This is a genomic window from Sphingomonas sp. ID0503, assembly GCF_048565625.1.
Classification (GTDB): Bacteria; Pseudomonadota; Alphaproteobacteria; order Sphingomonadales; family Sphingomonadaceae; genus JBLZUR01.
On record NZ_JBLZUR010000002.1, the window covers coordinates 183,831 to 203,334 of the forward strand.

21 protein-coding genes and 1 pseudogene are annotated in these 19,504 nt (G+C 67.1%); 20 read left to right on the top strand and 2 right to left on the bottom strand.

Annotated features, from left to right (window positions below; genetic code table 11):
• Positions 1-554 precede the first annotated feature (554 nt).
• The 3 genes from ggt (at position 555) to ACM608_RS01885 (ending at position 4,446) form a co-directional block, all read left to right on the top strand.
• Complete coding sequence (gene ggt / locus ACM608_RS01875) at positions 555-2,246, top strand: gamma-glutamyltransferase (protein ID WP_419681354.1); 1,692 nt, start codon at positions 555-557, stop codon at positions 2,244-2,246.
• 126 nt (positions 2,247-2,372) lie between these two features.
• On the top strand, positions 2,373-4,073 hold the full coding sequence (locus ACM608_RS01880; RefSeq protein WP_419681356.1) for an AMP-dependent synthetase/ligase: 1,701 nt from the start codon (positions 2,373-2,375) through the stop codon (positions 4,071-4,073).
• Between the two features lie 112 nt (positions 4,074-4,185).
• Positions 4,186-4,446 (top strand): hypothetical protein, encoded by a 261-nt coding sequence (locus tag ACM608_RS01885; RefSeq protein WP_419681358.1) that lies wholly within the window; start codon positions 4,186-4,188, stop codon positions 4,444-4,446.
• 165 nt (positions 4,447-4,611) lie between these two features.
• On the opposite strand, the pseudogene ACM608_RS01890 reads toward ACM608_RS01885, so the two are convergent.
• Positions 4,612-4,777: pseudogene (locus ACM608_RS01890) on the bottom strand (IS5/IS1182 family transposase); the annotation flags it as partial.
• A gap of 64 nt (positions 4,778-4,841) precedes the next feature.
• Here ACM608_RS01890 and ACM608_RS01895 point away from each other — a divergent pair.
• From ACM608_RS01895 to ACM608_RS01925, 7 genes are all read left to right on the top strand, one after another.
• The gene (locus ACM608_RS01895) at positions 4,842-5,165 is read left to right on the top strand and encodes a hypothetical protein (protein WP_419681360.1); all 324 of its coding nucleotides are present in this window, start codon (positions 4,842-4,844) and stop codon (positions 5,163-5,165) included.
• Positions 5,166-5,335: 170 nt separating this feature from the next.
• Complete coding sequence (locus ACM608_RS01900) at positions 5,336-5,836, top strand: Dps family protein (protein WP_419681362.1); 501 nt, start codon at positions 5,336-5,338, stop codon at positions 5,834-5,836.
• Positions 5,837-5,901: 65 nt separating this feature from the next.
• Positions 5,902-6,075 carry a DUF1328 domain-containing protein gene (locus ACM608_RS01905; RefSeq protein WP_419681363.1) on the top strand — a complete coding sequence of 58 codons (174 nt, stop codon included), beginning with the start codon at positions 5,902-5,904 and terminating at the stop codon, positions 6,073-6,075.
• A 55-nt stretch (positions 6,076-6,130) separates the two neighbouring features.
• Complete coding sequence (locus tag ACM608_RS01910) at positions 6,131-7,702, top strand: cisplatin damage response ATP-dependent DNA ligase (RefSeq protein WP_419681365.1); 1,572 nt, start codon at positions 6,131-6,133, stop codon at positions 7,700-7,702.
• 58 nt (positions 7,703-7,760) lie between these two features.
• Positions 7,761-8,003 (top strand): hypothetical protein, encoded by a 243-nt coding sequence (locus tag ACM608_RS01915; RefSeq protein WP_419681367.1) that lies wholly within the window; start codon positions 7,761-7,763, stop codon positions 8,001-8,003.
• Between the two features lie 149 nt (positions 8,004-8,152).
• Positions 8,153-9,874 (top strand): calcium-binding protein, encoded by a 1,722-nt coding sequence (locus ACM608_RS01920; RefSeq protein WP_419681369.1) that lies wholly within the window; start codon positions 8,153-8,155, stop codon positions 9,872-9,874.
• An 84-nt stretch (positions 9,875-9,958) separates the two neighbouring features.
• The gene (locus tag ACM608_RS01925) at positions 9,959-10,654 is read left to right on the top strand and encodes a cation transporter (RefSeq protein WP_419681371.1); all 696 of its coding nucleotides are present in this window, start codon (positions 9,959-9,961) and stop codon (positions 10,652-10,654) included.
• Positions 10,655-10,751: 97 nt separating this feature from the next.
• On the opposite strand, the gene ACM608_RS01930 is transcribed toward ACM608_RS01925, so the two are convergent.
• Entirely contained in the window at positions 10,752-11,576 is an 825-nt protein-coding gene (locus ACM608_RS01930; protein WP_419681373.1) for a cold-shock protein, read from the bottom strand.
• A 227-nt stretch (positions 11,577-11,803) separates the two neighbouring features.
• Between ACM608_RS01930 and ACM608_RS01935 the strand changes: the two genes are divergently transcribed.
• From ACM608_RS01935 to ACM608_RS01980, 10 genes are all read left to right on the top strand, one after another.
• Positions 11,804-12,580: a TerC family protein gene (locus ACM608_RS01935; protein WP_419681375.1), complete on the top strand. Its 777-nt coding sequence runs from the start codon at positions 11,804-11,806 to the stop codon at positions 12,578-12,580.
• Positions 12,581-12,823: 243 nt separating this feature from the next.
• A complete protein-coding gene (locus tag ACM608_RS01940) occupies positions 12,824-13,441 on the top strand; it encodes a ribonuclease D (protein WP_419681377.1) in 618 nt (205 codons plus the stop codon).
• A 9-nt stretch (positions 13,442-13,450) separates the two neighbouring features.
• Entirely contained in the window at positions 13,451-14,098 is a 648-nt protein-coding gene (gene lptC, locus ACM608_RS01945; protein WP_419681379.1) for an LPS export ABC transporter periplasmic protein LptC, read from the top strand.
• On the top strand, positions 14,095-14,679 hold the full coding sequence (locus tag ACM608_RS01950; protein ID WP_419681380.1) for an LptA/OstA family protein: 585 nt from the start codon (positions 14,095-14,097) through the stop codon (positions 14,677-14,679). Before lptC ends, ACM608_RS01950 begins: the two co-directional genes overlap by 4 nt.
• A gap of 285 nt (positions 14,680-14,964) precedes the next feature.
• Entirely contained in the window at positions 14,965-15,747 is a 783-nt protein-coding gene (locus ACM608_RS01955; protein WP_419681382.1) for a sterol desaturase family protein, read from the top strand.
• On the top strand, positions 15,689-16,072 hold the full coding sequence (locus tag ACM608_RS01960; protein WP_419681383.1) for a DUF2141 domain-containing protein: 384 nt from the start codon (positions 15,689-15,691) through the stop codon (positions 16,070-16,072). Before ACM608_RS01955 ends, ACM608_RS01960 begins: the two co-directional genes overlap by 59 nt.
• 83 nt (positions 16,073-16,155) lie before the next feature.
• Positions 16,156-17,151 carry a PhoH family protein gene (locus ACM608_RS01965; protein WP_419681384.1) on the top strand — a complete coding sequence of 332 codons (996 nt, stop codon included), beginning with the start codon at positions 16,156-16,158 and terminating at the stop codon, positions 17,149-17,151.
• Between the two features lie 170 nt (positions 17,152-17,321).
• Positions 17,322-17,831 (top strand): rRNA maturation RNase YbeY, encoded by a 510-nt coding sequence (gene ybeY, locus ACM608_RS01970; protein ID WP_419681386.1) that lies wholly within the window; start codon positions 17,322-17,324, stop codon positions 17,829-17,831.
• A gap of 4 nt (positions 17,832-17,835) precedes the next feature.
• Complete coding sequence (locus tag ACM608_RS01975; protein ID WP_419681388.1) at positions 17,836-18,519, top strand: M24 family metallopeptidase; 684 nt, start codon at positions 17,836-17,838, stop codon at positions 18,517-18,519.
• Between the two features lie 87 nt (positions 18,520-18,606).
• The gene (locus tag ACM608_RS01980; protein ID WP_419681389.1) at positions 18,607-19,503 is read left to right on the top strand and encodes a hemolysin family protein; all 897 of its coding nucleotides are present in this window, start codon (positions 18,607-18,609) and stop codon (positions 19,501-19,503) included.
• Position 19,504 lies beyond the last annotated feature (1 nt).

A 19,504-nucleotide genomic window follows, 5' to 3' on the forward strand; every position in this document is an offset into this window, starting at 1 on the left:
CTCTCGACTTCGCTCGATGACCGTCCCTCGACTTCGCTCGGGATGGACGGAGCGAGGTGGACACCGTTCCCGCGCACAACCGCCCCCACACCCGTTCGCACTGAGCCTGTCGAAGCCTGTCCTGAGCGACTGTCGCAGGCAGGCAGTCGAAGGGTGCTGCCCACCGCGTTCCGCTGGTGCTTCGACAGGCTCAGCACGAACGGCGTGGGAGAAGGTAGACCGGGTGATGGGGCGCCCGCTCCGTTCGCACTGAGCCTGTCGAAGTGCCACCGCCCACCGCCCCACCAGCGCTCCGACAGGCTCAGCACGAACGGCGTGAGAGAGGGAACAGGGGGCACCGGATCGCTTCCACGCCCACCCGCTCCGTTCGCACTGAGCTTGTCGAAGCCTGTCCTGAGCGCCTGCCTTGCAGGCAGTCGAAGGGTGCCAGCGCCCACCACTCACCAGCGCTTCGACACGCTCAGCGCGAACGGGCGGCGCGAGAATGCCAATCGAACTCCCCGTCCCAACCTTCCCCCGCTGGACCCGCCGCCCAACCCCTGTAATCTGGCGCGATGCGTCATCCGTTCCGTACCGCCGTCCTCGCCCTCCTCATCCTCCTCCCCGCCGCCGCCACCCCGGCCCACGCCGCCGGCGGCATGGTCTCCGCCGCCGATCCCCGCGCAGCCGAGGCCGGCCGCAATATCCTGCGCGAAGGGGGCAGCGCCGCCGACGCCGCCATCGCCATGATGCTGGCGCTGACCGTGGTGGAGCCGCAGAGTTCCGGCATCGGCGGCGGCGGCTTCCTCCTCCACCATGATGCGAGGACCGGCACGATCGGATCGGTGGACGGGCGGGAGGCGGCACCCGCCTCCGCAGGGCCTGACCGGTTTCTCGGCGCGGATGGCCGGCCGATGCCCTTCATGTCGGCCTGGCCGGGCGGCTATTCGGTGGGCGTGCCGGGCAACATCCGCCTCGCCGCCCGCGTCCACGCCCGCTGGGGCCGCCTGCCCTGGAAGGCGCTGTTCGCCCCCGCCATCACCCTGGCCGAGGAGGGCTTCAAGGTCACCCCCCGCCTCAACCGCGCCATCGCCAACACGTCGAAATACACCAACTGGCAGGACTTTCCGGCGATCGCCGCCCTCTACCTGAAGGACGGCGAGCCCGCCGCGGTCGGCACCCTCATCCGCAACCCGGCGCTGGCGAAGACCCTCCGCACCCTCGCCGATGAAGGGCCGGACCCCTTCTACACCGGCGAGATCGCCCGCCAGATCACCGATGCGGTGGCGACCACCACCCGCAACCCGACTGCGCTCACCGCCGCTGATCTTGCCGCCTACCAGGCTAAGGATCGCCCGCCCGTCTGCGGCAAGTACCGGGCGTACAAGGTCTGCAGCATGGGCCCGCCCTCATCCGGCGCGCTGACCATGCTGGAGATCCTCGGCCTCCTCGAACGCTTCGACATTCGGAAGCTCGGCAAGGACAATCCGGTCGCCTGGCACCTGATCGCCGAGGCGATGCAGCTCGCTTATGCCGACCGCGAAATGTGGATGGCCGATGCGGATTTCGTGAAGGTCCCCGTCGCCGGCCTCATCGACCCCGCCTATCTCGCCGCCCGCTCCCGGCTGATCTCCCCCACCCACGCTGCCGCCAAGTACCCCGCCGGCAATCCCAAGGGTGCCGAACCGCGCACCGCCTCACCGGAGACCGAACCCGCCGGCACCACCCACTTCGTCGCCGTGGACGGGGAGGGGGATGTCGCCACGATGACCTCCACCGTCGAAAGCGGCTTCGGCAGCCAGCTCGTCGCCGGCGGCTTCGTCCTCAACAACGAGCTGACCGACTTCTCCTTCGCTCCCGAGAAGGACGGTGCCCCCGTCGCCAACCGGGTCGGGCCGGGCAAGCGTCCGATGTCTGCCATGACCCCGACCATCGTGTACGACGCATCGGGGAAGCCGGTCTTCACCGTCGGCGCGGCGGGCGGCCAGACGATCATCATGCAGGTGACCAAGGCCGTCATCGCGCATCTCGACTGGGGCCTCTCGGCGGAGGAGGCAGTGGCGCTCCCCGCCCTGTTCCGTGCCGCCCCGGCCGTGGCGCTGGAGGACGGCACGGCCATCGTCGCAATGAAACCCGCCCTCGAAAAGCTCGGCCACACCGTCGTCCTCGGCAAGAACGCGCTGAAGGCCAATGCGGCGGAACGGACGGCGGACGGCTGGATCGGCGCGGCGGACCCGAGGAGCGAAGGCGTGTGGCTGAAGGAATGAACCACACCTCGGTTCGCAAGGAGAGAATACCTCCCGCCGTTCGCCTGAGCCTGTCGAAGGGCCAGTGAGACGGTCGGCGCTGGCCCTTCGACAAGCTCAGTGCGAGCGGCGTGGAGAGGAGAGCGAGTGTTGAAACCCGAACAAGCCCCCAACCTCGTCGCCTTGTTCCGCGCTCAGGCGGCGGCGAAGGGCGGCGCCCCCTTCCTCTTCGCCAAGACGGACGGCCGCTGGTCCTCGCTGACCTGGGCCGAGGCCGCCGCTCAGATCGACGCCCTCGCCGCCGCCCTCCGCACCCTCGGCGTCGCCCCCGGCGACCGCGTCGTCATCCTGTCCGAGAACCGCCCCGAATGGCTGATCGCCGATTTCGCGATCATGGCGGCCGGCGCGATCACCGTGCCGGCCTACACCACCAACACCGCCGCCGACCACGCCCATATCCTTACCGACAGCGGGGCGCGGGCGGCGATCGTCTCCACCGCCAAACTCGCCAGACCGCTGATCGAGGCGCTGGCCGAGGCACCCGCCTGCCGCGACCTCATCGTCATGGAGCCGGTCGCGGCCCCTGTCGCCGTTCAGGACTGGCGGACGCTCCTCGCCACCACGGCCAGCCCGCCGCCACTCGCCACCACCCGCACCGACCTCGCCTGCCTGATCTACACCAGCGGCACCGGCGGCCGGCCCAAGGGCGTGATGCAGAGCCACGGCGCGCTCCTCGCCGACATCGCCGGATGCGCGGACATCATTGAGGGCGACTTCGCGATCGGCGAGGATGCGCTCCTCTCCTTCCTCCCCCTCAGCCACGCCCTCGAACACACCGCCGGCCAGTTCCTCCCCGTCGCCCTCGGCGCGGAGATCCATTATGCCGAGGGGATCGACAAGCTCGCCGCCAACATGGCCGAGACGCGACCCACCGTCATGATCGTCGTCCCTCGCCTGTTCGAGGTCCTCCGCCAGCGTATTGCCCGAGAGATCGAGAAGCAGGGCGGACTGCCCCTCCGCCTCCTCAACCGCGCCCTCGCCGCCGCTGACCGCAGGGCGGCGGGCAGGACCACGCTCCTCGACCGCCTTCTCGCCCCGGTCATCGATCGCACACTCGGCGCGAAGGTCCGTGCCCGCTTCGGCGGTCGGCTGAAGGCGCTGGTATCCGGCGGCGCGCCGCTCAATCCGGAGGTCGGCCGCTTCTTCGAGGCGCTCGGCCTCACCGTCCTGCAGGGCTATGGGTTGACCGAGACAAGCCCCGTCCTCTCCTGCAACCGCCCCTCGGCCGGCGTCGCGATGGACACCGTTGGCCCGCCGATCAAGGGCGCGGAGATCCGCATCGCCGAGGATGGCGAGATCATGGCCCGTGGCGAGATGGTCATGCAGGGCTACTGGAACCTGACGCAAGAAACCGCTCGCGTCCTCTCCCCCGATGGCTGGCTCGCCACCGGCGACATCGGCCGCTTCGACGAACGCGGCCGCCTGCAGATCACCGATCGCAAGAAGGACATCATCGTCAACGACAAGGGCGACAACATCTCGCCCCAGCGGCTGGAAGGCCTGCTGACGTTGGAGCCGGAGATCGCCCAGGCTGTGGTGACGGGCGACCGCCGTCCCTACCTCGTCGCCCTGATCGTGGCGGAGGAGGGGGCGGACGCCGCCGCAGTCCAGGCCGCGCTCGACCGCACCAACCAGCGCCTGGGCGTCACCGAAAAGGTCCGCCGCTTCATCCTCGCCGACTCGCCCTTCACGATCGAGAACGGCCAGTTCACCCCGTCGCTCAAGGTCCGCCGCCACGCCGTCCGCGCGGTCTACGGCGATCGGCTGGATGCGCTCTATCGCGCCTGATTAGGTGACCGACGGAGCTTGTGGTATAACCCGACTCATCGGCGTTCCTAGTATTGGCACGGCGCTGACTGACGGTCGTTACCAAGGCTGCCGCTATCGCGAGGCAGCCCCTATGCGTACTGTCGAAATCCTTCAGTCCACCGTCGATGATTGGCCCGTCTTCCACGGTCGCTACAACGGCGCCCCCGTTACCATCCGGCTGGACCGCACCGCCTACATCAAGCTGGGCGGCGACTGGTCGCCCAACATGGCCGCCGTCAAGGACGCGCAGGTGCTGAAGCGGGTGGAGGAATGCGCCGGCCGCATCATCGCCGCGAACCGAACCGGTACCGCACCAGGCGACATCGTCATCACCGCACTCGACCTCGACTGACCTTTCCGCTGTCCTACAGGATGGCACCTGCCACATAGACACGGAGCCAGGACTCATAGCCACCAGCGGCGAGGCTGATGGCGGGGGGGGGCATTGGGGATCACCGATGGGGTGTCGCGGCCGATGAGCGGCGGAGCACGTCGCTGTCGTGGGCGCCGTCCGCGGCTCGGCCGGCGGTCCACCGGCTGTCGCCGGCGCCTGGAATGCGCGCTGCCACCCGCTCTCGGCCGAGCGGTTGTAGAGCGTCTTCTTCGGCCCGTAGCAGGCCCGCGCATCCACCCACAACCACCGCTCAGTAGCACCTGCGGATGCCCGAGATGACCCGACGGTCGCCGCTTCATCAAAGGTTCACGCTTGTCTGTCACTCTTCGCAAGTCATCAGGAGGGGGTGCAGCATGGCGACGCTGCCACAGGACGGCCAGGAACGCGGCTTCACGCTGCGGCACGATGTCGAACGGCTCTGCGCCGACTTTGCGGGTCTGCCCGTTCGTATTCTCTACAACCGGTTGCGCGAGGTGCGGATGATCGCGGCGGAGCTGGGCTGGACGCCGCTGGTCGCGCTGGTCCGCCGCTGCGAGGAGGCGGTGGCCGATGGCAGCCATGTCGTCGCGCGCGGCCTTCTGACTGACGCGATGCGCGACGCCGCCGCGCTGGGCAAGGGCGATGCGGCGGCAAGCCAGGCCTATCTCGCCAGCGTCAACATGCGCCTGCGGGGCTAAGCCGCCTCATCTCACGCAAAGACGTCACCCCAGAGAAGGCCGGCGTCGCTCCAAATGATCGTCTTTACCGATCGTTGCGATCGAGGAATTAAACCCTCATCTTGGCGAAACCATGCCATCGGCATGGCGTTCGGGGACGCAATAGCGTTCTTGCAGTACGGAGATAGATGATGGCCGACACCGCCCCCGCCCCGCTTGCCACCCCCACCGACATCACGTCCAACTCGGCCAAAACGGTCGCGGAGGCGCTGAACGGCATCCTCGCCGACAGCTTCGCCTTGTATCTGAAGACCAAGAACTTCCACTGGCACGTCTCCGGCCCGCATTTCCGCGACTATCACCTGATGCTGGACGAACAGGCCGCGCAGATCCTCGGCACTACCGATGCGATCGCGGAGCGGGTCCGCAAGACCGGCAACACCACCTTGCGTTCGATCGGCGACATCTCCCGCCACCAGACGATCGAGGACAACGACAAGGACTTCGTCTCGGCCGAGGACATGCTGAAGGAACTGCGCGAGGACAATCTCGCCCTCGTCACCTCGCTGCGTGAGGCCAAGGACATCGTCGACGACGCGAAGGACAACGCGACCAGCGGCATCCTCGACGAATGGACCGACCTTGCCGAGGAGCGCGCCTGGTTCCTCTTCGAGGCGAGCCGCAAGGGCTGAGCCGAGCCGTGCCGGAACAGCGCCCATCGCACGGCGTTACGCTCCTATAACAAGGGAGTTCTGCCATGCTTAGATGGGCGCTCATTTTCCTCGTCATCGGCGTGATCCTCAGCGTCCTCGGCTTCGGTGGCCTTGGCGGGACGTTCGTGGACATCGCCAAGATCCTTGCCTTCGTCGCGATCGCGATCTTCGTGATCTTCCTTGTGCTCGGGCTGATAGCCGGTCGAAAGGTGATGTAGCGATACCGCCTCATCATCCCGGCAGAGGCTCGGATGATGAGGCGAAGGTTCTTAGATGCACGCCTTTTCGCAGCTCCTCGACAATCTGGTCTACACGCGCTCGCGGAACGGCAAGCTGAAGCTGATCGCGGACTACCTCCGCGTCACGCCCGATCCGGATCGCGGCTATGCGATGGCGGTGCTGACCGGCGCGCTCGATCTGCCCGCCGTGAAGCCCGCCGCCATCCGCGCCATCGTGGAGGAGCGGGTCGACCCCGTCCTCCTTTCGATGAGCCACGACTATGTCGGCGACTTCGCCGAGACGGTGGCGCTGATCTGGCCCAAGCCGGAGGGCGAACCGGAGGAGCTCGACGACGGATCGCTGAGCCTGTCGGCGGTGGTCGAACGGCTGACCTCCTTGAGCCGCGCCGAAGGGCCGCGCGCGCTTGCCCGCATGCTCGACCATCTCGATGCGGCCGGGCGCTTCGCGCTGCTCAAGCTCGCGACCGGCGGCCTCCGCGTCGGCGTCTCTGCCCGGCTGGCCGCCACCGCCTTCGCCCAGGCCTTCGACGTCGATGTCGATCATGTGCAAGAGGCCTGGCATGGCGATCGCCCGCCTTTTACCGCGTTGTTCGAATGGGCGGGGGGCAAAGGCGAGCGGCCGGAGGCGAAGTTTCGCCCCTTCATGCTGGCGCATCCGCTGGAGGACCTGCGGGTCGATATGGCCGACTATGCCGCCGAGTGGAAATGGGATGGCATCCGCGTCCAGATCGCTCGCGCTAATGGCGAGACGCAGCTGTTCAGCCGGGCGGGCGACGACATCACCGGCAGCTTCCCCGATGTGGCGCACGCCTTCGACCGCGACGGCGTGGTGGACGGCGAACTGCTGGTAAAGGGCGAGTTCCAGGGCGGAGAGGCTGCGAGCTTCAACGCGCTCCAGCAGCGCCTCGGCCGCAAGGCCGTGACCGCCAAGATGCAGGCCGACTACCCCGCATTCGTCCGCCTCTACGACATCCTGGTCGATGGCAGTGAAGACGTGCGCGACCTGCCCTGGAGCGATCGGCGTACGCGGCTGGAGGCGTTTGCGTCGAAGCTGAACCCAGACCGCTTCAATATTTCCGCCCTTATCGATGCGGACAGCTTCGACACGCTCGAGGAGATCCGGGCCACCGCTCGCGATGCCGCGATCGAGGGCGTCATGCTGAAGCGGCGAGACAGCCCCTATGTCGCCGGCCGCCGCGTCGGTCTCTGGTACAAGTGGAAGCGCGATCCGCTCTCCGCTGATTGCGTCGTGATGTACGCGCAGCGCGGGCACGGCAAACGATCGAGTTACTATTCCGACTACACCTTTGGCTGCTGGACCGAGGATGGCGAGCTATTGCCAGTCGGTAAGGCCTATTCCGGGATCACCGACGAGGAGGTGCGCTGGCTCGATCGCTTCGTCCGCAACAATACGGTGCAGCGCTTCGGCCCGGTGCGGGAGGTGGCGAAGACTTTGGTGCTGGAGATCGCCTTCGACTCGATCCACGAGTCGAAACGGCATAAGTCCGGCGTCGCCATGCGCTTCCCCCGTATCTCCCGCCTCCGCACCGACAAGCCTGCGGCGGAGGCGGACCGCATCGACACTTTGCGACGAATGATTGCCTGACGGAACCGCATCGGTGGTCCGGCGCTTGAAAAAGCGTCACTTCTAAAAGGACCAGTACATGCGTAGCTCAGCGTTCCGATTGACCGCCATCACCCTCCTCCTCGGATCGGTCACCCTGACCGGCGCCTGCTCGCGCGGGGCGACCCGGGGCGGCTTGATCGGCGGCACGGCGGGCGCGGTCGCGGGATCGGTGACGGGTCTCGGTACGACCACAGGCGCGGTCCTGGGCGGCACCGCGGGTGCTGTGATCGGCGACAAGGACGGCAAGAAGCACAAGCACCGCCGTCACCGCGACAACTGATCTATCCGGCATCTTCGTCGCCGCAGCCGCGTGGTTCGTCGTGAACCGCGCGGTCGTCGCGTGTCCGCCGCCCTTCGTCGTGGCGTGATCGTCCACCGCTGACAGCCTCGCCAAAGGGCGTCCCCAGAGTTTTCTCAGGGAGATTGCACGTGGCGAAGAAGACGGGCGGATATGGCGCGGATCAGATGCTCGACATGGTCGGCGAAGCGGACGAGTTCCGCGGCGGCTATGGTGGCGACTCGCTCTATGGCATGGCGGGCAACGACAAGCTGTACGGCCAGCAGAACGACGACACGCTGAACGGCGGTGAGGGTAACGACTACCTGGATGGCGGTTCGGGCTATGACATGCTGTTCACCGACGCTGGCAAGGACACCCTGTTGGGCGGCGCGGGCGATGATACCTTCTTCGTGATCGACCTCGCCGACGCCAAGGGTGACACGATGGACGGCGGCAAGGGCGTCGATACGCTGACCCTCTCGCTCACCGACAGCAATGCCGCCATCAAGTTCACCGCCGCGGACCCGATCAAGTCGGTCAAGTTCAACGGACAGTTCGACATCAAGGGCATCGAGAAGTTCAACATCTTGGCCGGCAAGGGCAATGATGCGATCACCGGCTACGTCCTTGGCGATTACCTGAGCGGCGGTGCAGGCAAGGACACGCTGAACGGGTCGGCAGGCAACGACTTCCTGCAAGGTGATGCCGGCAACGACAAGCTGGACGGTGGTCAGGACAATGACTTCATTTACGGCGGGACCGGCAAGGACGTCATCAACGGCGGAAGCGGAAGCGACTTCCTCTATTCGGACGGGACGCTCAACACGGATGACGACAGTTCCGGTGGTGACAGGGGGACCGAAGCGGATACGCTGAATGGCGGCACCGGCGGCGACCGTGTTTCGGTAGGCGTCAAGGACGTGGCGGACGGTGGCGCCGGTCATGACAACCTCCACCTCTACTTCCGCAGCAGCAGCGTGGCGGAGAACTTTACCTTCAAGGCTTCGAACACGTTCAAGAGCGGCGGCTCGGCCAAGAACTTCGAGACGCTGCACTTCGAAGGCGGCTCGGGTGCGGACAGCGTGACCGGAGGCGCAGGCGACGACATCCTCGACGGCGGCTCGGGCAAGGACGTGCTGCGCGGCGGCGCGGGTCAGGACACGCTGATCGACAGCGCGGGCGCGGACAAGATGTACGGCGATGGCGGGGCCGATTACTTCAGCATCGGCACCGAGGCACTGGACAAGGACGTGATCGACGGCGGGAGCGGCACTGACGAGGTGTGGTTCTCGGACGAGGCGGACTTCTCCGTCTACCTCGACATGGCCGACCAGAAGAAGCACGAAGGGCTGGCCAAGGGCGACACCTATACCTCGATCGAGGCGTTCCATGGCACCGGGCTGGACGACGTGATGATGGGATCGCGCAAGGCCGCGGATCGCTTCTTTGGCGAGGATGGCGACGATGTCCTGAACGGCCGCGACGGCAATGATAGGCTGGAAGGCGGCGAGGGGGCGGACGAGCTGACCGGCGGCGCTGGCAAGGACGTGTTCGTGATGAACGTCGCCGACGACGAGGACGACTCGCCCTATGCCAACGGCCATTGGCGCGGCGACACGGTGGTCGACTTCAAGCAGGGCGACGACAAGCTGCAGATCTCGCTCAGCGACTTCGGGCTCGGCAGCGCCAAGGCCTTCGTGCTCACCTCAGGCACGGCGGCGAAGACAGCGGGCGCCGAGTTCTTCTTCGACGCCGCGACCGACCGCCTCTGGTTCGACGCGGACGGCAAGGGCGGCGACCATGCCGCCGAGCTGATCGCCACGTTCGAGAACGGCGTAAACCTGAAGGCGACCGACTTCATCTTCGGGTGAGCCACGGCTGAAGCACGGGAGCCGGCGCCTCGACGTCGGCTCTCATTTCAACGCATGGTGGCCAGACGATCCTCGCAGGCGTGCATGGCGTTTCCGCTCCACGCTGTTCTTGCCAAGACAGGCCGGGCCGCCGATCTTTGTCTCGGGAGGACCATCGTGGCGGACCATTGTTGTGCAGCCAAGGGCCGCGAACTGGAGCGTCTTGCCCAGCAGTCCGAGCAGCGGCGCGTGCTGCAGATCGTGCTCGTCATCAATGCCGCTATGTTCGTGGCGGAATTCGGCGCAGGGTTGGTCGCTGGATCGACGGCGCTGATGGCGGATGCCGTCGATATGCTCGGTGATGCGATCGTCTATGGTATCAGCATCTATGCCCTGACGCGCAGCGCGCGCTGGAAGGGCGGCGCGGCACTTGTCAAAGGGCTGTTCATCCTGGCGTTTGGCGTCGTTATCTTGATCGAGGTCGCGGTCAAGTTGGCGAGCGGCGTGCCGCCATCGTCGGCGCTGATGCTTGTCTTTGGTGGGCTTGCGTTCGCCGCCAATCTCGTCTGCCTGCGCCTGCTTTGGCGCTTTCGCGGGCAAGACGTGAACATGTCGAGCACCTTCGAATGTTCGCGCAATGACGTGATTTCGAACGCTGGCGTGCTGGTGGCCGCGGGTGGCGTGGCGCTGTTCGCGTCTCCGTGGCCGGACCTCATCATCGGGGCGGTGATCGCAGCCCTGTTCCTGCGGTCAGCCTTGGGGGTGATTCGGGATGCGCTGCCGGTGATGCGCGCGGCCTGATGTCGCCGGGTGCGAACCGCGAGACTAACCAGCTCGACAAAAAGCCCGGCCTGCATTGCTGCGGGCCGGGCTCTTTCTATCCGCCGGGGCGGAGGGGTCAGATCGTGGTCAGGTTCACCGCGGCGTACTTGCCGCGACGGTCGACCTCGAGTTCGAACTCCAGGCGGTCGCCCTCGTTGAGGTTCGACATGCCCGCGCGCTCGACCGCGGAGATGTGGACGAAGGCGTCCGGCTGTCCATCATCGCGCTGGATGAAGCCGAAGCCCTTCATCGCGTTGAAGAACTTTACCGTGCCCGTCGACTTCTCACCGGTCAGCTGACGCTGCGGACCGCCCATGCCGCCGCCGGCGCCGCCACGGGGGCCGCCCGGGCCCGCGTCACGATCGCGCGGCGGGCCGCGGTCGGTGACGGGAAGAGGCTCGCCCTCGATCTTCAGCTCGGTCGCGGAGACCTTGCCGCCGCGATCGACCAGCGTGAATTCCAGCGGCTGACCTTCGGCCAGGCCGGTCAGGCCCGCCTGCTCGACAGCGGAGATGTGGACGAACACGTCCTCGCCACCGTCATCACGGACGACGAAGCCGAAGCCCTTCTGCGCATTGAAGAACTTCACGACGCCCTTGCCGGTGCCGACGACCTGGGGAGGCATCCGGTTGCCGCCGCCGAAGCCGCCACCACCGCCGCCGCCACGGAAACCGCCGCCGCCGCCACCGCCGCCGAAGCGATCGCCGCCGCCGCCGTAACCGCCGCCGCCACCGCCGAAGCGATCGCCGCCGCCGCCATAGCCGCCGCCACCGCCGAAGCGATCACCGCCGCCGCCGTAACCACCGCCGCCGCCGAAACCGCCGCCGAAGTCATCGCCGCCGAAGCCGTCGCGCTTGTCCCTGCCACCGCGCTGACCGCGCCGTCCTCTATCGAAACCCATGCCTTGCAGTACTTTCCCGCCGCCCAAATTCGTCCAAGACCGGCGCACAGGGCGTTGCCCACCGGTCCGTCAGCGCCCGAGCAGTGAGCGCCAATTGGAAGCCATAGCCTACATTCCCTCTTGCGGCGAGGGGATTCACGTGATTCAGCTTCGATTCAGCCGTCATGTGGCGCGATCAGCCTTAAAAGCGGATCGACTCACCGCAACGATCGCGTAGGAGAGGCGAAATGGATGGGATTTTGGCGCTTCTATCGGACCCCTCCGCCTGGGCGGCGCTCATCACCCTGATTGTGATGGAGGTCGTGCTCGGCATCGACAACCTGATCTTCATCTCGATTCTCTCCAACAAGCTGCCGCCGGAGAGCCGGGCGCGAACGCGGCGGATCGGCATCGCCCTGGCGCTCGGCATGCGGCTGGGGCTGCTGTCGATGATCGCCTGGATCGTCGGCCTGACCGCGCCGGTGTTCGACCTCGGCATCCGAGGGCCGGTCGATGCGCATGGGCTTGCCGCCTTCGAAACGACCTTTTCCTGGCGGGACCTGATCCTGATCGCGGGCGGCCTCTTCCTGGTGTGGAAGGCGACGACCGAGATCCACCATTCGGTCGACGACAAGCCTGCCGACGCGGGGACCGTCGCGGGCAAGGCGAGCCTGACCGTAAGCGCGGCGATCGTTCAGATCATCCTGCTCGACCTCGTCTTCTCGATCGATTCGATCCTGACGGCGGTCGGCATGACCGAGCATCTGCCGGTGATGGTGGTGGCGGTGATCTTCGCGGTGGGCGTGATGCTGTTCGCCGCCGATCCGCTCGGCAACTTCATCGCACGCAACCCGTCGGTGGTGATGCTGGCGCTCGGCTTCCTGCTGATGATCGGCATGGTGCTGATCGCCGAGGGTTTCGGCGCGCATGTGCCGAAGGGGTATATCTACACCGCCATGGCGTTCTCGGCCGGGGTGGAGGCGCTGAACCTCTGGTCCCGCGCGGCGAAGGCGAAGCGGCGCTAGGAACGCCGCCTCGCCGGCCGTTACTGGTAACCGCCTTCCTCTTTCCGCTCCTCGGCGGCCTCTTCCTGCGCTTCTTCCATGTCCTTGGCCTCGTCGTCGGCAGGGCCGGTCTTGGGATCGTCGATCATGGCGATCATCTCCTTTGCTGGGGCAGGGGCAACGATCGGGGCCGGGGGCGTGTCCGTCCATATGGCCCACGATGATTTTATTGAGCCGCCCGCGCCATCGGCCTATGCGCCGGGGATGACAGTTCACTTTCACGAAGAAGACCTGCCCGAAGGCGTGCTTGCGCCCGGGCCCGTGGCCGTCGATACCGAGACGATGGGCCTCATCACGCCGCGCGACCGGCTCTGCGTCGTGCAGATCTCCGACGGGCGGGGCGACGAGCATCTCGTCCGCTTCGGCCCCGGCAGCGACTATGCCGCGCCGATCCTGCGCGCGGTGCTCGCCGATCCCGACCGGTTGAAGCTCTACCATTTCGCCCGCTTCGACCTGGCGGCGATCAAACATTACCTCGGTGTCGTCGCCGCCCCTGTCTACTGCACCAAGACGGCGTCGCGGCTGATCCGCACCTATACCGATCGCCACGGCCTCAAGGAGATCGTGCGCGAGCTGTTGGGGCAGGAGATTTCCAAGCAGCAGCAGTCCTCCGACTGGGGCGCGCCCGAGCTGTCCGACGCGCAGAAGGACTATGCAGCCTCCGACGTCCGCTACCTCCACGCGCTTCGGGAAAAGCTCGACGAGCGGCTGAGCCGCGAGGGGCGGATGCCGCTTGCCCAGGCCTGCTTCGACTTCCTGCCGCACCGCGCCGATCTCGATCTCGCGGGCTGGCCGGAAATCGACATCTTCGCGCATATCTGAGGCGGCGGCGTGGCCTCGGGGGCCTTGGAGAAGCGCGGCTGGCGCGAGCGCTGGGCGACACCTGGCGGACGCCATGATCGCGTCATCCACGCCCTGCGCATCGCCTTGCCGGTGGCGATCGGCGCGATGGTCGCCGTGCTGGCGCTGGCGCCGCTGACCAGCGGGCGGGACATCAGCTTCGTCCTGTCCAAGGACCGGGTGGAGGTCGCCAAGGAGCGGATGCGGGTGACCGACGCGCTCTATCGCGGGCAGGATGCGCAAGGGCAGCCGTTCAGCCTGCGCGCGGGGTCCGCGGTGCAGGCGACGTCTCGCGACCCGGTCGTCAAGCTGTCGGCGCTGACCGCCAAGATCCAACTGCAGGACGGCCCGGCCGATGTGGTGGCGAAGACCGGGCGCTACGACATGAACGCGCAGAAGGTCTATGTGGACGGGCCCGTGACCTTCAACGGCCCGGACAATTACCGGATGCTGACCCGCGACGTCAGCATCGACCTCAACACCCGGAAGGTGGTGAGCGGCGCGCCGGTGGACGGGACGATGCGGCTCGGGCGGTTCAGCGGCAACAAGATGACCGCCGATCTCAACGCGCGCACGGTGCGGCTGGACGGGCGCGCGCGCTTGCATATCGACCGGCGCGGCGGCAGAGCGGCGCGATGATCGCCCGCGCGCCGCTTTCACTTCTTGTCCTGAGCTTGGTCGCGACCTCCGCGTTCGGGCAGGCGACGTCATCGCTGAAGAACCACGACAATAACGCGCCGATCGACTTCGACGCGGATTCGATCGAGGTGCAGGATCGCGCCGACCGTGCCGTGCTGACCGGCAACGTCCATGTGCGCCAGGCCGAGATGACGATGGAGGCGGCGCGGGTCGTCGTCGCCTATACCGACAACGGCCAGTCCACCGATGTGCAGCGGCTGGACGCGTCGGGCGGCGTCACCCTGCGCAGCCCCACCGAGACGGCGCGGGGTGCCTTCGCGATCTACGACGTACCGGGGCGGCTGATCACCATGATCGGCGGCGTGACGCTGCAGAAGGGCAGCAACCAGGTGAAGGGCGGCCGGCTGGTCGTGAACCTGGTCACCGGCCGCGCCACGATCGACGGATCGGCAGTGGGCGGCGGCAACATCAACTCCTCCGGCGGCCGTGTGAGCGGCAGGTTCACCGTGCCGAAGCGGGCCGGCCAGCCGACGGGCAGCGTGACCCCGCCGGGCAAGATCTCGGCGACTCCGCCGAAGTAAGGGCGGGCGTTCCGCTCCCTTAAGTTGTGTAAGTTGCGGCTCGTGAAGCGTCTTGCCCGCCTTTGCGCCGGGCAGGCGGCACCGAGGCGGCGGGTACGCGGCATCGACGCGGCAGTTGCGCCGCGCCGAGGCGATCGGTCGCTTGCAATCGGGGTGAGGCGTGGAATGACTCATCCGGGAAGGTGAACCAGAAAAGGCGCGTGTAGGACAGCGAAGTTGCGGGCCGCTGCTTACGATCCGTCGTTCGGGGTGACGCTGCGGCGCGTCAGGCGCTACACACGACTCGTGGCTCTCGCGATCATCCTTTCCGCGCTGGCGATGACGCTGATCGTCGGGGTGCGATATCTGATCGTCTCCGGAGCGTTTGCCTTTGCCACGCGGCTGCGTCAGCCGGGGCTCTATGTCGGGCTGGACAAGCAGATGCGGCGGGAAGTGTGGTGGTCGCTCGCCTCCGCCGCGATCTACGGGGTGCCGGCGGGGGTAGTCGCCTGGGGCTGGCAGGAACGGGGGTGGACGCGGATCTATGCCGATGTTCAGGCGTATCCCCTCTGGTGGCTGCCGGTCTCCGTGCTGCTCTTCCTCTTCGCGCACGATACGTGGTTCTACTGGACGCATCGCTGGATGCACGCGCCGCGCCCCTTCCGGATCGCCCATGCCGTCCACCATGCCAGCCGCCCGCCGACGGCATGGGCGGCGATGTCCTTTCATCCGATCGAGGCGCTGACCGGCGCCGTGGTGATCCCGGCGCTCGTCTTCGTGATACCGATCCATGTTGCCGCGCTCGGGATCGTGCTAAGCATCATGACCGTGATGGGTGTCACCAATCACATGGGGTGGGAGATGTTTCCGCGGGGCATGGTGAACGGGGCGGCCGGACGATGGTTGATCACCGCGACCCATCACCAGCGGCATCATCGTGACTACAGGTGCAATTATGGGCTCTATTTCCGCTTCTGGGATCGCCTCTGCGGCACGGATCACGGGCTTGGCGATTTCGACACTCGCGCTGATGGGAACGGCGCCGGCCGGCACGCTCCACGTCTCGATCGAGAAGCTGCGCAACCATGACGGCCTGCTGCAGGTCTGCCTGACGACCAATCCGAAGCGCTTTCCCAATTGCGTCGGCGATCTCGCCGCGCATCGGCTCAGCCAGCCGGCGACGAACCCGAACGTCGCGTTCACCGGCCTGCCGAGCGGCGACTACGCTCTCGCCGTCTTCCATGACGAGAACGCCAACAAGCGGCTCGACAAGGTGATGATGGTGCCGCGCGAGGGCTATGGCTTTTCGCGCGACGCCGCCGTCCGCTTCGGCCCGCCGCGCTTCGCCGACGCCGCCTTCCCCGTGACTGCGGGCGACACGCAACAGTCATTGAAGATGCGATACCTCCTCTGAATTGGCGGTTGCCAATCGCAAGGCGGCACCGCACCTTGTGAACAGACGGGCGGCGCGCCCTCGCGCGCCCGGAACGGAGGGTTATGTCGCGCAAGCCTGTTCAGGCTCAGGCCGGGGAGCGTTCCCGGCTGGAACTCCAGTTCGACAAGCCGCAGCTGCTCGGGCGGCTCTTCGGCGAATATGACCGCAACCTGATCGCGATCGAGAATCGCCTCGGCGTCTACGTCTCGGCGCGCGGCAACAAGGTCCAGGTGGAGGGAGAGGCGAGCGCCATCGCGCGCACCCGCGACATCCTGACCGGCCTCTACAACCGTCTGGTCCGCGGCGAGGATATCGATGCGGGCGCGGTCGAGGCGGTGATCTCCATGACGGCCGAGCCGATGCTGGACGGCATCGTCCGGGTCGAACAGAATGACGGCCCGCCGATCCTGATCCGGACGCGGAAGAAGACGATCGTCCCGCGATCGATCACCCAGATCCACTACATGCAGATGCTGGCGTCGAAGGACATCATCTTCGCGCTCGGCCCGGCCGGCACCGGCAAGACCTATCTGGCGGTGGCACAGGCGGTGCAGCAGCTGATCGCCGGCTCGGTCGATCGCCTGATCCTATCGCGCCCGGCGGTGGAAGCGGGCGAGCGGCTCGGCTTCCTGCCCGGCGACATGAAGGAGAAGGTCGATCCCTATCTTCGCCCGCTCTACGACGCGCTCTACGACTGCCTGCCCGCCGAGCAGGTCGAGCGGCGGATCGCCAGCGGCGAGATCGAGATTGCGCCGATCGCCTTCATGCGTGGTCGGACGCTGGCCGACAGCTTCATCATCCTGGACGAGGCCCAGAACACCACGCCCGCCCAGATGAAAATGTTCCTCACCCGCTTCGGCCAGAACAGCCGCATGGTGGTGTGCGGCGATCCGAAGCAGATCGACCTCCCCGACATCGGCAAGTCGGGGCTGGCCGACGCGGTCAACAAGCTGGAGGGGGTGGAGGGCATCGCCACCGTCCGCTTCGGCGCGGGCGATGTGGTCCGCCACCCGATCGTCGGCCGGATCGTGGAGGCCTATGAGGGGCCGCTGGACTAGGCGAACTTTCCTGACCCCGTTCGGGCTGAGCCTGTCGAAGCCCCAGTGAGACGGTCGGCACCGGCCCTTCGACAAGCTCAGGGCGAACGGGCTTGGGTGGATACGAGCGGTTCTGAACCGTTGCGCCTTTCCGCCGTTCGTGCTGATCGCGGAGCGAACGGAGGCGCCTGATGATCGAAGTCGAGACGGATGTGGGTGAAGGCTGGCCCGAGGGCATCGACTGGCCCGCCCTCGCGCAGCGCGCGGTGGAGACGGCGGTGGTCAACAGCCCGCACAAGGTCCTCGCCGCGAAGACCTATCCGATCGAGGTCTCGGTCAAGTTGACGAACGATGCCGAGGTCCAGACCCTCAACGCCGCCTATCGGCAGAAGGACAAGCCGACCAACGTCCTCTCCTTCCCGATGATCCAGGAGGATCTGCTCGACGCGGTGAACCGCGAGACCGACGGGGAGGTGCTGCTGGGCGACATCGTCCTGGCGCTCGGCGTCTGTGCGGCCGAGGCGGCGGAGAAGGGCGTTTCGGTCGAGAGGCACGCCACCCATCTGATCGTCCACGGCACCTACCACCTGCTCGGTTTCGACCACATGAACGATGCCGAGGCCGAGGAGATGGAGCAGCTGGAACGCGACGCGCTGGCTCAACTCGGCATCGACGATCCCTATGCGGTGGAGGAGGCGTGAGCGCGTGACCGACCACGTCCTCGCCGCGCTGGTGGCCGCCGAACAGCGCGGCTTCGCCCTCCTCGATGCGATCGAAGCCGCCGGGATCATCGCTCCCGGCCGGCTCGAATCGGAGATCGAGCGCGACATCTTCGCGATCGCCGCGCGCGACTTCGGCGTGACCGAACATTGGCACGACCGGGTGGTGCGCGCCGGGCCGAATACGCTGTGCATAGCCGGCGAACCCGCCCCTGACCGCATTGTAGCGACCGAGGACGTCGTCTTCCTCGACCTTGGCCCCGTCTTCGGCGATTGGGAGGCGGATGTCGGGCGAAGCTACGCGGTGGGCGGCCACCCGGAGATGCACCGCCTCGTCGCCGATCTGGAAACCGTCTTCGATGTCGTGAAGGCGCGGTTCGATGCGGACGACGCGATCACCGGCAGCGGCCTCTGGGACGTCGCGCTGGCCGAGGCGGAGGCGCGCGGCTGGCGCTTCGGGGGGCAGATCGCCGGCCATGTCGTCGGGCAGTTCCCCTACGCCCGCTCCCCCGCCGGCCGCGACGGCGGCCGCGTCAGCCCCGCCAACCCACAGCGGATGCGCGACCCCGACATGCTCGGCCAGCCCCGCCACTGGATCCTGGAAGTGCACCTGGTCGAACCGGGCGGCCAATGGGGCGGCTTCTACGAACGGCTGATGCTCTCGAACTAACCGCTCGGGAACGAGGGAGGCCATAGGAATCCCCCGCCACTCCCGCTATCTCTCTCCCCGTCACAACAAGGGGCCAGCGGCCGAAAGATGCCGGACGATTCCAGTAGCAGCGGGTCCGCCGATAGCGGCGGGCGATTGTGGCGGGGCTTGCGTGCCCTGCTGTTCGGGGAGGAAAGCGAGCCGACGCTCCGCGACCAGATCGAGGAAGCGATCGAGGAGCATGAGGACGACGCCCCCATCAAGGGCGACCTCTCGCCTGTCGAGCGCCAGATGCTGCGCAACCTGCTACACTTCGGCGAGCGGACGGCGGGCGATGTCGGCGTGCCGCGAGCGGACATCATCGCGGTCAACGAGAAAGCGAGCTTCGCCGACCTGATCGGCTGCTTCGCGGAGGCCGGGCACAGCCGCCTGCCGGTTTACCGCGACAGCCTGGATACGGTGATCGGAATGGTCCATGTGAAGGACGTGTTCGCGATCATGGCCCGCGGGGACGCGTACCCAGAGGATTTGAGCGGCCTGATCCGCCAGCCGCGCTACGTGCCCGAATCGATGGGCGTGCTCGATCTGCTGGCCGAGATGCGCTCCACCCGCACCCATCTCGCCATCGTGCTGGACGAATATTCCGGCACCGAGGGCCTCGTCACCATCGAGGACCTGATGGAGGAGATCGTCGGCGAGATCGAAGACGAGCATGACGAGGAGGCGACCGCGCTGATCGTGCCGCTGGACGACGGCCTCTGGGCGGTGGACGCCCGTGCCGAGCTGGAGGACGTCGCCGAGGCGATCGATCCGCGCCTTGCCGAGGTGGAGGAGGATGTCGACACGATGGGCGGCCTCGCCACCGTGCTGGCCGGCCATGTCCCGGCCGTCGGCGAGGTGGTGGAACATGCCAGCGGCTGGAAGCTTGAGGTGACAGAGGCCGACGAACGGCGGGTGTCGCGGCTGAGGCTGCACCCGCCCGCTCCCGAACCGCAGGAAGACTGAC

Coding starts and splice junctions, on each gene's coding strand:
- ggt (WP_419681354.1), top strand. CDS start 555: ATGCGTCATCCGTTCCGTACCGCCGTCCTCGCCCTCCTCATCCTCCTC.
- ACM608_RS01885 (WP_419681358.1), top strand. CDS start 4,186: ATGCGTACTGTCGAAATCCTTCAGTCCACCGTCGATGATTGGCCCGTC.
- ACM608_RS01895 (WP_419681360.1), top strand. CDS start 4,842: ATGGCGACGCTGCCACAGGACGGCCAGGAACGCGGCTTCACGCTGCGG.
- ACM608_RS01900 (WP_419681362.1), top strand. CDS start 5,336: ATGGCCGACACCGCCCCCGCCCCGCTTGCCACCCCCACCGACATCACG.
- ACM608_RS01905 (WP_419681363.1), top strand. CDS start 5,902: ATGCTTAGATGGGCGCTCATTTTCCTCGTCATCGGCGTGATCCTCAGC.
- ACM608_RS01910 (WP_419681365.1), top strand. CDS start 6,131: ATGCACGCCTTTTCGCAGCTCCTCGACAATCTGGTCTACACGCGCTCG.
- ACM608_RS01915 (WP_419681367.1), top strand. CDS start 7,761: ATGCGTAGCTCAGCGTTCCGATTGACCGCCATCACCCTCCTCCTCGGA.
- ACM608_RS01925 (WP_419681371.1), top strand. CDS start 9,959: ATGGCGTTTCCGCTCCACGCTGTTCTTGCCAAGACAGGCCGGGCCGCC.
- ACM608_RS01930 (WP_419681373.1), bottom strand. CDS start 11,576: ATGGGTTTCGATAGAGGACGGCGCGGTCAGCGCGGTGGCAGGGACAAG.
- ACM608_RS01935 (WP_419681375.1), top strand. CDS start 11,804: ATGGATGGGATTTTGGCGCTTCTATCGGACCCCTCCGCCTGGGCGGCG.
- ACM608_RS01940 (WP_419681377.1), top strand. CDS start 12,824: ATGACAGTTCACTTTCACGAAGAAGACCTGCCCGAAGGCGTGCTTGCG.
- ACM608_RS01950 (WP_419681380.1), top strand. CDS start 14,095: ATGATCGCCCGCGCGCCGCTTTCACTTCTTGTCCTGAGCTTGGTCGCG.
- ACM608_RS01960 (WP_419681383.1), top strand. CDS start 15,689: ATGGGAACGGCGCCGGCCGGCACGCTCCACGTCTCGATCGAGAAGCTG.
- ACM608_RS01965 (WP_419681384.1), top strand. CDS start 16,156: ATGTCGCGCAAGCCTGTTCAGGCTCAGGCCGGGGAGCGTTCCCGGCTG.
- ybeY (WP_419681386.1), top strand. CDS start 17,322: ATGATCGAAGTCGAGACGGATGTGGGTGAAGGCTGGCCCGAGGGCATC.
- ACM608_RS01980 (WP_419681389.1), top strand. CDS start 18,607: ATGCCGGACGATTCCAGTAGCAGCGGGTCCGCCGATAGCGGCGGGCGA.